This is a genomic window from Actinomadura sp. NPDC048021 (assembly GCF_040653135.1).
Lineage (GTDB): Bacteria > Actinomycetota > Actinomycetes > Streptosporangiales > Streptosporangiaceae > Spirillospora > Spirillospora verrucosospora.
The window spans coordinates 45,698-58,131 of sequence record NZ_JBEZJQ010000009.1 but is presented as its reverse complement, the minus strand read 5'-3'; the positions used below and the strand labels follow the sequence as shown (position 1 = coordinate 58,131).

12 protein-coding genes and 1 pseudogene are annotated in these 12,434 nt (G+C 69.1%); 8 read left to right on the top strand and 5 right to left on the bottom strand.

Annotated elements, in window-relative coordinates:
* Positions 1-53: 53 nt before the first annotated feature.
* The 6 genes and pseudogenes from AB0C87_RS16675 to AB0C87_RS16650 form a co-directional block, all read left to right on the top strand.
* Positions 54-1,628, top strand: coding sequence for a Na+/H+ antiporter (locus tag AB0C87_RS16675; RefSeq protein ID WP_345172328.1), 1,575 nt, complete (start codon positions 54-56; stop codon positions 1,626-1,628).
* A 178-nt stretch (positions 1,629-1,806) separates the two neighbouring features.
* On the top strand, positions 1,807-1,929 hold the full coding sequence (locus AB0C87_RS16670; RefSeq protein WP_360578262.1) for an Hsp20 family protein: 123 nt from the start codon (positions 1,807-1,809) through the stop codon (positions 1,927-1,929).
* A 79-nt stretch (positions 1,930-2,008) separates the two neighbouring features.
* A complete protein-coding gene (trxA, locus tag AB0C87_RS16665; protein WP_345172332.1) occupies positions 2,009-2,395 on the top strand; it encodes a thioredoxin in 387 nt (128 codons plus the stop codon).
* Positions 2,379-3,971, top strand: a complete 1,593-nt coding sequence (locus tag AB0C87_RS16660) for an FAD-dependent oxidoreductase (protein ID WP_360578260.1) — start codon at positions 2,379-2,381, stop codon at positions 3,969-3,971. Before trxA ends, AB0C87_RS16660 begins: the two co-directional genes overlap by 17 nt.
* A gap of 18 nt (positions 3,972-3,989) precedes the next feature.
* Positions 3,990-5,216: an FUSC family protein gene (locus tag AB0C87_RS16655; RefSeq protein WP_360578259.1), complete on the top strand. Its 1,227-nt coding sequence runs from the start codon at positions 3,990-3,992 to the stop codon at positions 5,214-5,216.
* Between the two features lie 471 nt (positions 5,217-5,687).
* A pseudogene (locus AB0C87_RS16650) lies at positions 5,688-5,861 on the top strand (IS630 family transposase); the annotation flags it as partial.
* A 72-nt stretch (positions 5,862-5,933) separates the two neighbouring features.
* Here the strand turns inward: AB0C87_RS16650 and AB0C87_RS16645 are convergent.
* Positions 5,934-6,311: a nuclear transport factor 2 family protein gene (locus AB0C87_RS16645; protein WP_360578257.1), complete on the bottom strand. Its 378-nt coding sequence runs from the start codon at positions 6,309-6,311 to the stop codon at positions 5,934-5,936.
* A 193-nt stretch (positions 6,312-6,504) separates the two neighbouring features.
* Between AB0C87_RS16645 and AB0C87_RS16640 the strand changes: the two genes are divergently transcribed.
* On the top strand, positions 6,505-7,425 hold the full coding sequence (locus AB0C87_RS16640; protein ID WP_360578255.1) for an SEC-C metal-binding domain-containing protein: 921 nt from the start codon (positions 6,505-6,507) through the stop codon (positions 7,423-7,425).
* Positions 7,426-7,883: 458 nt separating this feature from the next.
* On the opposite strand, the gene AB0C87_RS16635 is transcribed toward AB0C87_RS16640, so the two are convergent.
* From AB0C87_RS16635 to AB0C87_RS16625, 3 genes are all read right to left on the bottom strand, one after another.
* A complete protein-coding gene (locus tag AB0C87_RS16635) occupies positions 7,884-8,663 on the bottom strand; it encodes a polysaccharide deacetylase family protein (protein WP_360578253.1) in 780 nt (259 codons plus the stop codon).
* Positions 8,660-9,814 carry a glycosyltransferase gene (locus tag AB0C87_RS16630; protein ID WP_360578252.1) on the bottom strand — a complete coding sequence of 385 codons (1,155 nt, stop codon included), beginning with the start codon at positions 9,812-9,814 and terminating at the stop codon, positions 8,660-8,662. The genes AB0C87_RS16635 and AB0C87_RS16630 overlap by 4 nt, the downstream gene beginning before the upstream one ends.
* A 108-nt stretch (positions 9,815-9,922) precedes the next feature.
* The gene (locus AB0C87_RS16625) at positions 9,923-10,336 is read right to left on the bottom strand and encodes a hypothetical protein (RefSeq protein WP_360578250.1); all 414 of its coding nucleotides are present in this window, start codon (positions 10,334-10,336) and stop codon (positions 9,923-9,925) included.
* Positions 10,337-10,488: 152 nt separating this feature from the next.
* On the opposite strand from AB0C87_RS16625, the gene AB0C87_RS16620 reads away from it, so the two are divergent.
* Positions 10,489-10,632 (top strand): hypothetical protein, encoded by a 144-nt coding sequence (locus AB0C87_RS16620; protein ID WP_345172348.1) that lies wholly within the window; start codon positions 10,489-10,491, stop codon positions 10,630-10,632.
* Between the two features lie 296 nt (positions 10,633-10,928).
* On the opposite strand, the gene AB0C87_RS16615 is transcribed toward AB0C87_RS16620, so the two are convergent.
* Positions 10,929-12,245 carry an MFS transporter gene (locus tag AB0C87_RS16615; RefSeq protein ID WP_360578248.1) on the bottom strand — a complete coding sequence of 439 codons (1,317 nt, stop codon included), beginning with the start codon at positions 12,243-12,245 and terminating at the stop codon, positions 10,929-10,931.
* Positions 12,246-12,434: the final 189 nt, after the last annotated feature.

Below are 12,434 nucleotides of genomic sequence, written 5' to 3'. Positions count from 1 at the left end.
TTTCCCTACCTGCGTCTTCGGCTGGCCGTGCCCTGACAGGGAAGGCCGCGATCATGGGCCCGGAATCCGTGTTCATCGTCGTCCTGGCCACCGCGGCCGTCGTCCTGCTCTCCCGGGCCCTGTCGGCGCGCATAGGGATGCCCGAAGCGATCCTGCTCGTCGTGCTCGGCGCGGCGATCGCGTTCCTGCCCGGCATGCCCGAGATCGAACTGCCGCCGGAAGTGGTGCTGCTCGGCTTCCTGCCCCCGCTGGTCTACTACGCGGCGTTCTTCAGCGCCCCGCGCGAGGCGAAGGCGGAGGCCGTGCCGATCACGACACTCGCGATCGGCCTGACAACGGTGACCACCTTCGCCGTCGCCGCCGTCCTGCGGTGGGTTCTGCCCGACCTGGGCTGGGCGGCGGCCCTGGCCCTCGGTGCCGCCGTCGCCCCCACCGACCCCGTCGCCGCAATCTCGATCATGAAGCGGCTGAACGCGCCGGTTCGGATCGTGACCATCATCGAAGGGGAGAACCTCATCAACGACGCCGTCGCGCTCACCGCCTTCGTGCTGGCCGTCGAGGCGCTGACAACGCCCTTCAGCGTCGGCCACGGCATAGCGCGGCTGGCCGGAGTAGTCGCCGGCGGCGTGGCGTACGGCCTGGCAGTGGGGTTCGTCGCGTCCCGCCTGCGCCGCCGGATCCGCGATCCCGGCAGCCAGATCGTCGTGTCCCTCCTGACGCCGTACCTCGCGTTCGTCCCGGCCGACGAGCGCGGCTTCTCCGGGGTGCTCGCCACCGTCTGCGCGGGCTTCTACCTCGGCACGCGCGGAGAGGGCGTGCTCCAACCGGCGTCTCGGCTGCCCGGTCACCTGTTCTGGCAGGTGCTGGTCTTCCTCCTGGAGTCGGCACTGTTCGTCTTGCTCGGCCTTGAGATACGCGTCATCGTGCGCCAGTTGACCGGCGCGGCATGGCCGTCGGCGATTCTCGGCGCGGCAGCGGTCGCGGCTGTCATCCTGGCCCTGCGGCTGGCCTGGACGCAGTTCGTCTTCCCGCTCTCCCGGTACCTGCCCGGCCGGCACATCGCCTTCGATCATCTGCCCTGGCGCGGCAGGCTCGCCATCGGCTGGAGCGGCATGCGAGGCGCGATCTCACTGGCGATCGTGCTGTCCCTGCCGGCCTCCGCGCCGGGCCTGCCGCCGGAACGGCGCGGCGAGCGGCTCTTCGTGACCGGCGCCGTCGTGTTCATCACCCTGATCGGATGTGCGACCACGATGCCCGGCCTGCTGAGACGGCTGGGCCTGGCCGAGTCCGACCGCGTCCGGATCGAGTACCGGGAGGCGAAGATGGCCGTGGTGGAAGCCGCCCTGGCCCGGCTCGACGAACTCATCGAGAACGGCGAGGTCGATGGTCGCACCGGCAGGACCTTCCGCCAGCTGTACGAGGACCTCCTGGAACAGATCGGCACTGAGTTCGGCGAGGACCTCGACGAGGAGGTGACCGACTCCCTGAGCCTCCGCCGCGAGTTGGTGCGGACACAGCGAGAGAAGCTGCGCCGGCTCTACTCCAAGGGCAAGATCAGCGTCGAGGGCCTGCGGGCCGTGGACCGATGGCTCGATCTAGAGGACCCCGACATCCGGGAAGTCGGCTGACCGGGGGCGCTGCCCACACCTGTCAACTCTGAGGATGTGCCGGACCGGACGGACGGGCAACGCTCTCTATAGAGAACGTGCACGACCGGGAACCGACCATCACGGGGGAGGTCAAGGAGCGGGAGAGCCGCGGACTGCGGCATCGCAAGCAGCGGCGCACCGGCCGGTTGAGTACCGGATGTTCCCGCTCGGCGACATCGACGCCGACCGGGGCGACGCGAACCTCGCCGACGGCGTGCTGACCGTGACGGTTCCCAAGTCCACGACCGAGAAGGACCGCCACGTCGAGGTCAAGGACTGACCCTTCCAGGGCGCTTCGACCACATCCGCTGGAGGAGCCGGTGATCGTCCGTTGTGAGCACTGCGGAAAGAAGAATCGTGTGCCGGCGGCCGCTGACGGCGGTCCGGTCTGCGGGAACTGCCACCGGCCGCTCCCATGGATCGCAGAAGCCGGAGACGAAGACTTCGCCGAGGTCGCCGAGCGCTCCTCGGTGCCGGTCATCGTCGACCTGTGGGCGACCTGGTGCGCGCCATGCCGGACGGTCAGCCCGGTACTGGAGCACCTCGCCCGCGAACTGGCCGGGCGGCTGAAGCTCGTGAAGATCGACATCGACCGGGCGCCGAAGATACAGGAGCGCTTCGCCGTTCGTGCCGTTCCCACGCTGCTGCTGATGCGTGACGGGAAGGTGATCGACCAGCGAGCGGGCGCCGTGCCCGCTGGGCCGCTCCGGACGTGGGTGGAGGGAACCCTTGGAAGAGACACCTGATCTGAACGGCGCCTACCCCCGGCTCGACCGCGAGCAGATCGGGCTGGTCGCGGCATACGGCGAACAACGCCCGACCCACCGCGGCGATGTCCTCTTCTCGGAAGGGGACCGGGACTACGCCTTCTTCCTGGTCCTGGCCGGGACGGTGGAGATATTGGACAAGGGCGAAGTCATTCGCGTGCACGGTCCGGGACGCTTCCTCGGCGAACTGGGCCTGCTGACGGGTCAGCCCACGTTCCTCACGGCCCGCGTCGCCGAGCCGGGCGAGGTGATCGCGATGCCGCCCGGGCGGCTGCGCGAGCTGGCCGCCCAGGAACCCTGGTTCGGCGATCTCGTCCTGCGGGCGTTCCTCATCCGCCGGTCGCTGCTCATCGCGCAGGGCGCCGGGCTGCGGATCATCGGCTCGCGGTTCTCCGCTCGCTGCCGTCGACTGCGCGACTTCGTCGTGCGCAACCGACTGCCCCATCGATGGATCGACCTCGAGGACGACGAGGACGCGGAGACGCTGCTCAGGGGGCTCAGCATCCCGGTGTCGGAGACACCCGTCGTGATCCTGGACGGGAAGCGGGTGCTGCGCAATCCGGGGGACGACGAACTCCCCCGGCTTCTCGGGCTGCCGCCACCGGCACCGGCCTCCTCGGCACACGATCTCCTCATCATCGGCGCGGGTCCGGCCGGGTTGGCCGCGGCCGTGTACGGCTCCTCAGAGGGGCTGGACACGATGGTCGTCGATGCCATCGCCACCGGAGGGCAGGCCGGGACGTCGTCCAAGATCGAGAATTACCTCGGTTTCCCCGCCGGCATCTCGGGCGCGGATCTGGCCGATCGGGCGGTCATCCAGGCCGGGAGATTCGGGGCGAAGCTCCAGGTGCCCGGCGAGGCCACGGGGCTACGGGTACGCAGCGACCGGTACACCGTCGACCTCGGCGGGGGCGGCGAACTCTCCGGCCGGACGGTCGTCATCGCGACCGGCGCCCGCTATCGCCGGCTGGACGTCCCGCACCTGGAAGACTTCGACGGCGCCGGGGTGTACTACGCGGCGACCCAGGTTGAGGCGCTGCAATGTCGGCACATGCCGGTGGCCATCGTCGGCGGCGGCAACTCGGCCGGCCAGGCGGCCGTGTTCCTGGCTCGGCACGCCACCCGTGTCCTGCTCTTCGTCCGGGGTGCGGAGCTCGGCGAGAACATGTCGCGCTACCTCGTCGATCGGATCGAGCACTGTCCCGAAATAGAGGTGTTCCTCCACACAGAGATCCGTGAAGTGCACGGACACGATTTTCTGGAGGAGGCAGTCGCGGTGAACAACCGGACCAGTGAAGCCCGCCGATTCGAGATTCGCGCGTTGTTCGTCTTCATCGGAGCCGCGCCCTGTGTCGACTGGTTGGCGGACACGGTCGAACTCGACGACAAGGGATACGTGCGCACCGGCGGACCTCAAGCCCTGCCGTTGGAGACCAGCCTGCCCGGCGTGTTGGCCGTCGGTGACGTGCGAAGCGGTTCGATCAAGCGTGTCGCTTCGGCGGTGGGGGAGGGGGCGATGGCCGTCCGCATGGCATTCGTGCGCCTGAACCGATAAACGGCTGTGGGGCGTGAGATGAGCAGTGACCAGCGAATACGCGCAGCCGTCACGCCGGCGCGCGTGGGCCTGAGGCGGCTGCGGACGCAGCCCACGGCCTTCGAGATCGCTCGCCTAGCCGTGACAGCGGTTCTCGCGTTCGCGTTCGCGTCGTGGTTGCCCGACACCAGTCCAAGGCCCGTACTCGCCCCTCTGACCGCGATCCTCGTCCTCCAGATCACGCTGTTCCAGACCATTCGCCATGTCTGGCAGCGCGTCGTCAGCGTCGTGGTCGGTGTGATAGTCGCGGCACTGCTGTCGAGCCTGGTGGGATTCAGTTGGTGGAGCCTGGGCCTGACCATCACCGCCGCGCTGATCTGCGGAGTCTTGATGCGGCTCGGCAACTATGTCCTCGAGGTGCCGATCAGCGCGATGCTCATCCTGTCTCTCGGAACCGGCGCCGCGGCCACGGGACGGATCGTGGAGACCCTCGCCGGCGCTCTCACCGGCCTGATCGCCGGACTCCTGACCTCACCCGTCAGGATCCAGGCAGCAGAGGAGGCTTTGGAGGGTCTGAGCGACATCATGGCCCACCACCTCCATGACATCGCCGACGCAGTTGAAAAGGGTACCGAGCCGCGCACGTACGGCGAATTGCTCGCCCAGGCCCGCTCCCTCAGCCGGGACGTCCAACGCGTGGACGGCGAACTCGCACAAGCCGAGGAGAGCATCCGACTCAATCCGCAGGGGGTCGGAATGTTGCGGGCAATGGTGGCGCTACGGGAGACCCTGGCCGCGTTGGAACACTGCGGGATCACCATCCGCGGCCTGGCCCGCTGTCTCGCCGACCACGCCAGCGACTCCGAGTCAGAGCGAGAGGACCCTCTGTCCCAGAGCGACGCTCGCAGCCGCCTGGCCACGGCGCTGGGACATCTGGCCTCGGCGCTGAGCACCTACGGGCGAATGCGCCGCCAGCAGTTCACCACAGGAACGACCGACCTCGAGGACCCTCTCGCCTATCATCTGACCGCCGCGCACGAAGAGCGCGTGAGACTGGGCGAGTTGTTGTGGGCCGACAGCCCCGATTGGCCGCTCCATGGTGAGGTCCTCGTTCATCTCGACCGCTTGAGAAACGAACTGAAGTCCGAGCGGCGGATGCTGACCAAAGGACGCCCAAACCGCCGACTCGGCATCCCCAAGCCTTCGCCGCCCGCCACACTCAGCCCGATCCGGCGGCGAACAGACCTACGCCGAACACGCTCCTGACCGCCTCCCCGTCGACAGGCCCGAGCGCCTTCAACCCGGAACGTCGTTCAGTCCACTGAGGACCCCAATGCCTCGGCGCCGTCTGGGCCTGGATCAGGCAGATGAGAACGGCGTCTACGACGACGCGGCCCGTGCCGCGGCCTTCGCCACCGCCCAGATCCGGCGGCACCTTGTCACCAACCTGCATTCCGCGCAGGACGCCTGCTGGGCGGCCTCCGATGCCCTCCACGTCGCAGCCCGAGTCACCGGCCACCGTCACCACCACCGCGCCGCCGATGCCTGCTCGACACCCTTGCTCAGCTGCGCAGCCTCCAGGAGCGTCACGTCCAGGCCGACGCTGCTCGAAGAGCCGCCGTCCATACGCGAGAAGCACGACCAGCGGGCGGCGCACCCTCACCTTCGCTGGCCGACCCGAACGCGCAAGCGCGCCTGGCCATGGCCGCCTTCCCGAACGCGTGGCCTGTCAATGTTGCCCACCACCGCAGCCACCCCACACAAACCCAGGCACTGCACCGCTACCTGCGCTGGCGCAGCGCCAACGCTCGCTACCCCGACGTACTTGCCGCCCAACGAAAGGAACGCGCCCGCATCCGCAGCGAGAAGGTCGTCCGCTGGGGCAGACGCTCACCCAACGTCGCAGCCTGAGCGACCGCGAACCGCAGCCCCGGAGCGCCGAAAGGGACAAGTTCACGAAGAGGACAGCGACTGAAGGACGACTCAGGAGGCGGACGGCTCGATCTCCCCCGCAAAGACGATGACCTGGTCGATGAGGCTCCGCCGCAGATGGACGACATCGGTTCCCGCCAGGCGGGGGCCTCCGTCCGGCGTGGTGAAGACCCACTGGTACCGGGCCCACTCGTCAGGCATGTCCACCGCTGAGCAGCGCGCCATCGTACCGGTCCCCGCCGGGTGGCGCCGGATGTCCAGCACGAACCGCTCGACCGCCGCGATTCCTTCGCTGCGGCCCAACGGCCCCCAGAAGACCACGTCCGTGGTCAGGGCCTGGGAGAGCAGAGCAGTCACATAGCTGTCGGCCGAGGCGTTGAACGCGGCGATGAACGTGTCGATCGCGGAGCGCGCCGTCTCTTCCTGCATGCCCCAGTAATACCAGGCGTTGCGCGTGCGCTCGTCCCGCGAGCCGCCTTCCGATCACGGTGGACCATCCCGGTCACAGCACCAGATACGCCGCTGAGGCTGGTGGCGGACGTGGCTAACAAACGATCAAGAGGCCGGTTCGCGAGAGCCCTCTCCCTCCTTGCCTCCTTCGCCGTCATGTGCGGAGAAAGGCGTGGATTCTGCTGGCGAGAATCGCTGTACGCCTCTGACGGACGACGAGGAAAGGGCGGAAGCGCTGCTTTCAGGTACGGGTGAGGAGGACGCTCCGGACCTGCGAGCGGACGAGAGCGCGGTCGAAGACGCGGACGTCGTCGATTCCGCCTCGCCAGTGGTCGATGGGGAGGACTGGTGCCGCCGCCATGAGGGAAGTGCGTCCGGTCTGCTGCTGGGCCGCGTCCTCACCGAACGCTGCCACCTGCTCAGACATTGCGGCCGGAGCGAGGACGCCGCCGCCTGCGGCGGCGAAGCGGTGGCGGTGCTCGGCCGAACGGAGGCGCCGCGCCTCGTCATCGCCCGCGCCTACGCCGCCCTGGCCGTCGCCAGGGCCGAGAACGGCGAGCTCGACGATGCCTGTGCGGCGGCCTTCCGTGCGATCGAGGATGCCGAGAACGCCGATCCCGCCGAGGACGTCGACGTGCTGAATGTGGCAGGACTGCTCGGCGACCTGATGAAGCCCCTTCTCACCGCGAAGCGCACACCCGACGCCGAATGGGTCGCCCGCCGCACGGTCGAAATGCTTCGCAGCGTTGCGGTCCGCAACCTCGCCAGCCGTGAGGACCTGGCGCGGGCGCTATTCCGGCACGGTGTCTGCCTCAAGGGTCTCGGACAGTTGGAGTGGCTTCCCCCGGTACAAGAGGCCATCCAGTTGCTGCGCGACCAGCAGGCCGACGGACTCGGAACCAGCCAAACTCGGGAGAACCTCAATCTCTACATGCGGTTCCGAGCGCAATTCCTACCGCGGAACGTGGCGGCGCTGCAGTCGGGCACCGGAGTGGAGCGCATCGACCGTCACGGCCGAAACGATCCATGCCCCTGCGATTCCGGCCGCAAATACAAGCGCTGCTGTCGGCAGCCGGGCGCGAACCGACCATAAGCCTTGGTCGGCCCGCCGCAGCAGAGACGAGGCCCCGATCGGGTCCGCAGCTGCAACGCACGCTCCCGCCCTGCGTCCGTGCTGCGGCCCAGCGCGTCCAGGAACGCGCGCTTCCGCGACATCGATTGAAGTACTTCATCAGCTCCTCTCTCCGATGCCGTATCCACACCTCCCTCGGAAGTTCTCCAGTGTTCCATGGCCGCACGCCCTTGTCCGCTATATCTGGGTCAGTGTCGCGATGATGAATTGTTATTCCATGTTTTTCTATCCGCGTGAGACGACCCCATTTCGAGGCTGTATCACCCCCCGTCGGGTGCCGATCCGTTCAGAATCGCCGAGCCGACAACGAGCCGATATGGGCCGTTGACGGTCTGCTGGCCGGGCACGGGGAGACGAGACCGCCCGTGCCGTCGCGGGGCTCCTCAGGGCAGCGCTGGAAGCCGCTCCGTGAGAGGAGCTCAATGACCACCCCGTCCTGGGCCTGCGCCGGGCGGGGCGGTAGGCCGAGGGCCTTGTCGCGGCGCGTCCAGCCCGTGGTCGCGTAGGGGACCGATCGACAGGCCGCGGTCGCGTATCCACTCCAAGAGCGGCGGCAGCGCGTCGAGCGTGTTCCTCCACGAGTCGGGTGCCGATGTGCAGTCGGAGTCGTGGAGGAGCACGGTTCCTCCACCGTCGAGGTCGCGCGTGAGGGTCGCGAGGATGGAGGCGGGGGTCGCCGCGCGCGTCCAGTCCCTTCCCCAGTTCGTCCAGAGAACCGGTGTGAGGCTTAGGCGGCGGGCCGCCCGCAAGGCCGAGAGGCTCAGCACACCGTAGGGGGGCCGGTACCATCGCGGCACCGTCCCGGTGACGTTGACGATCGACTCCATCGCCCGGGCCAGGTCGTCGTAGGTCGCGGCGGGCCCACGCAGCAGCATGCAGCGGTGCTCCCATCCGTGGACGGCGATCTCGTGTCCTGACTCGGCGAGGCTCCGGCCCAGGTCCGGGGCGGCGTTGAGCATCCGGCCGAGCAGGAAGTAAGTGGCCTTCACCCCGTGCTCCCGCAAGACGGTCAGGAACGCCGGCGTCGAGCGCGGGTCCGGACCGTCGTCGAACGTGAGCGCCACATGGCCGGGTTCGCCGACGCCGGCCAGCCCGGGGAACAGCTGCCGGCGCAGCGGCCCGATCGACGTGACGGCCGGCGAGGCATGTGCGGTGGCGAGGACACCTGCCGCCGTCACGGCGAGACGCGTGGCGCTCATCGGGACGCCTCCACCATCTCGGAAACCTCCATGGACGCGGGCCGGCCGGTGGCCGCGGGGACTCGTCCGGTCGCCAGGGCGGCGACGATCGCCGCCGGGTCGGCGGCTCCGGTGGACTCGATGGCGCGGGGTGCCGTCAGCGTGGCGAACAACGCCTCGGGCAGCTCGTCGGGTCTGCGTGCCCACGGCGCCCATCCGGACTCCTCCAAAGCGGCGGCGTTGGTCCTGCCGTGTCCCGGAAGGCAGCGGTAGCTGATGACGGGCAGGCCGGACGCCAGCGCCTCGAGGGAGCTGAGGCCGCCGGCGTTCTGAACCACGAGGTCACAGGCGCGCATCAACGTGGGCATGTCCTCGACCCAGCCGAGCGTGACGCCGACGCCGGAGCGGGCGAGCGCCTCCCGCAGCGCGGTGTTGCGCCCGCACACGACGACCGGCGTGACCAGCCGGGACGCGGCCACGTCCCGTGCGGTGGCCGCCACGTCCCCGGATCCCCAGGCGCCTGCGACCACCAGGGCCAGGCGGTCGTCGTCCGGCAGGCCGAAGTGCAGCCGTGCCAGCTGCCGTTCGAGGACGGACGAGGCGGGCCGAAAACCGGGTCGTACGGCGGGCGCGCACACCTGGACGTTGGCCGCGCCGAGCCGTCGCGCCTGCGCCGCCGCCGTCGGGTGCAGCGCCAGGTGGGCGTCGGCCCTTTCGGCGATCCATAGAGGGTGCACGGACATGTCGGTGAGGTAGGTGACGACCGGGACTCGGAGCGCGCCGCGCCGCCGCAGCCGGCCCAACGCCTGGCTCGCGAGGGGGTAGGTCGACACGACGACGTCGGAGCCCGCCGCCGTATGGGCGAGGCGACGGGCGGCCAGCCCGCTCAGGGCACGTGCCGCCGCCGCGAGTTTCCTGCGCCGGTCCAGCGCGGTGAACAACCGTTCCCAGCTTTCCGGGGCGGCTCGCAGTTGCAGCGCGTACGTCTGCCGAAGGAGGCGGCCGAGGGAGGCTGGGAGGAGGTCGAGCAAGTCGTGGCGGTCGACGGTGAATCCGGCTTCGCCGAGCCGGCGGGCCAGCTCGCTCGCCGCACCGTCGTGCCCGGCGCCGACGCTCGCCGACACGATCGTGACGTGCCGTCTCGTGCCGGGGTGGATCAAGGAGGGGGTCACGACCTGGTGCCTTCTGTCTCGACGCGACGGAACTCGGCCGTCGCCGGCCGGAGGGGGAGTCAGGGAAGGGATCGCTCGTCGCCGCGCGTTCCGCGTCGGCGGCGACCGTCACGACCGGCGGGCGCGCCGGATGCGCAGGCGTCCGCACAAGGTGCCGCGGTGCTCGACGCCGACGGTGGTGAACCGCCCGTACACGATGGCCAGCCAGCAGAACCCGCCGACCGCGACCACTTCGGCGTGCTGCTTCCGGCCGGCCAATCGGCCGCCGGTGAACAGCACTACCGGGAGGGTCGAATCGGCCGGCAGCCGGCCCCAGGCGATGGCGCACGGGCGTCCGCAGGAGACGGCGCGCCGGGCGCCCCGCAGCATCTCCGGCGCCACCGATGACCGCACGAGGACGTCGACCAGGGTCTCTGCCTCGTACATCTCCAGCGCGGGCCGCTCCTTAGCTGCCCGGACGAGCCGAATCGCCCACGGGGTGCCGGTCAGGCACTGCTCGACGGGCGCCGCGCTGGTGGCCATGGGGTGATCTCCTTCCGTGCCCAGCTCATGGGGCACGGGATCAGCGTCGTCGTTTCGAGAGCGAAGAACAGTAACGCGGCTATCCGACTCGGGGTGGCACTAGGTTCACCTTTGACCATCCCGCCTGCTCCAGGAGCGCCGCCTGCCCCGGAGTGCCCATCGAGGCGATCGCCGATCTGTGCGGGCACTCCTCTCCGGCGGTCACCGGGGAGGCCTACCGGTACCAGCTCAGGCCGGTGATCACTCGGGGCGCCGAGGTGGCCGACGCGGTGTTCCGTTCGGGCAAGTCGGCGTAGGCCGTATGGCGGTGGCTCCCCGGTTGGCTTCGAACCAGGGGTGTCCTACTGCGAACAAGGACGTTGTCCAAGCCTCCGACCTTGATCGAGTGCGGGTGCTTGTCGGTGCGTGTCGATGGGGTCTGTGATGCGGTGCGCTCATGTCTCAGAGGCGCTGAACGAATCATCCCCGCATGCGCGGGCTGCGGTCGGGAGCAGGCTGTCCATACAAAGCAGGGCCCGGCTGGTGCCGGGCCCTGCGATGGAGCACTCGTTGAGTGTTAGTTGCGCCGGCGCTGTGTGCCGGCGAAGGGTGTTCAGGTCCGCGGTGCTGTTCCGCGTGCGAGCAGTTTTGCGGCCACCGGCGCCATGAAGGCGACGGTGCCCACAACTGAGGCCAGCGAAGCCAGGCCGGCGACGACCAGCGTCGAACGTGGCCCGAAGGTCTCGGCCAGCCAGCCGATCAGGGGATAGCCGACAAGCGAGCTCCCGGTGATCACCAGCAGGTACAGGCCCATCACCCTGCCGCGCAACTCCTCCGGGGCGCCCAGATGCGTGAGCGAGTAGGCCGTCGTGGTGAAGGTCATCAACGCCATGCCCGTCGGTAGCTGCATGGCAGCGAAGGCCCAGTAGTGCGGCATCAGTCCGGTCGCGGTCACCAGGATCCCGAAGACCGCCGCCGCGGCCAGCATGTCCCGCATACTCGGCTGCTTCCGACGGGCGGTGAGCAGTGAGCCGACCAGCCCGCCGACTGCCGCCATCGCCGTGACGAGGCCGAATGACGAGGCTCCGGTATGGAAGACCTCTCGGCTCATCAGGGCATCGGTCACCGCGAAGTTCATGCCGAACGCGGAGACCAGCAGCATGATGGTCATCAGCATGAGCAGGTCGCGGCGCTGCCGGACGTAGCGCAGGCCCTCGCGCAGCTGGCCTTTTGCCCGCGGCATCGGAGCCTTGACGTACAGCTCGTCCTCACGCATGAGGTAGAGCCCGAGTTCCATGGCGGCGAACGACGCGGCGTTGATGAGGAAGACCGGACCGGTGCCGACGGCGGCGATCAGCACGCCGGCGACGGCCGGGCCGAGGATCATCGTTGTGTTGAACAGCGCGTTGTTCAGGCCGATGGCGTTGGACACGTCGCGTGGCCCCACGACCTCGAAGGTGAACGCCATCCGGGCCGGGCTGTCCACTGTCACGGCCAGGCCGAGGCCGAACGCCAGGGCGTACACATTCCACACGCTGACGGAGCCGGTGACGGTGAGCAGGCCGAGCACGAGCGCGAGCGTGCCCATCACCGCCTGGCTGATCATGAGAATGCGCCGCTTGGGGTACCGGTCGGCCAGGACACTGCCGTACAGGCCGAACAGCAGCGCCGGCAGCAGTTGCAGACCGGCCGTGATGCCGACCGCGGTGCCGCTGCCGTGCGTCAGTTCTAGCACCAACCAGTCCTGTGCGGTCATCTGCATCCAACCGCCGATGCTGGAGATGCCCTGACTCGGCATGAGCAGCCGGTAGTTGCGATGGTTCCGCATCGAGCGGAACAGCCTGAGGTCCTGCTGAGCCGCTTGAGGAGCGCTGCTCGGCGAGCCCTCCCTGGCGGAGTCGGCTCCACCTGCACCCGAGATGTCGGACATTGTTGGTCCTTTCGTTTGTGTGGTCTTGCCGTGGCGCCTCTGCACGCCACCGCAGGGACCGTCCTGTCAGCGCACGGCAAAGCAAGAGGTCGGCTGGGAAGGGTGAGAATCGCGACACTGGATGTGTCGGGCGACTCCGACCTCACCCAAGCGCCCAATCGTCCGCGCGCAGAACGCCCTCGCCCACTC

Excerpts from the sequence above, each read along its gene's own strand:
- AB0C87_RS16625 (WP_360578250.1), bottom strand. The coding sequence starts at position 10,336 with ATGGCCACCAGCGCGGCGCCCGTCGAGCAGTGCCTGACCGGCACCCCG.
- AB0C87_RS16655 (WP_360578259.1), top strand. The coding sequence starts at position 3,990 with ATGAGCAGTGACCAGCGAATACGCGCAGCCGTCACGCCGGCGCGCGTG.
- AB0C87_RS16675 (WP_345172328.1), top strand. The coding sequence starts at position 54 with ATGGGCCCGGAATCCGTGTTCATCGTCGTCCTGGCCACCGCGGCCGTC.
- AB0C87_RS16670 (WP_360578262.1), top strand. The coding sequence starts at position 1,807 with ATGTTCCCGCTCGGCGACATCGACGCCGACCGGGGCGACGCGAACCTC.
- AB0C87_RS16645 (WP_360578257.1), bottom strand. The coding sequence starts at position 6,311 with ATGCAGGAAGAGACGGCGCGCTCCGCGATCGACACGTTCATCGCCGCG.
- AB0C87_RS16615 (WP_360578248.1), bottom strand. The coding sequence starts at position 12,245 with ATGTCCGACATCTCGGGTGCAGGTGGAGCCGACTCCGCCAGGGAGGGC.
- AB0C87_RS16635 (WP_360578253.1), bottom strand. The coding sequence starts at position 8,663 with ATGAGCGCCACGCGTCTCGCCGTGACGGCGGCAGGTGTCCTCGCCACC.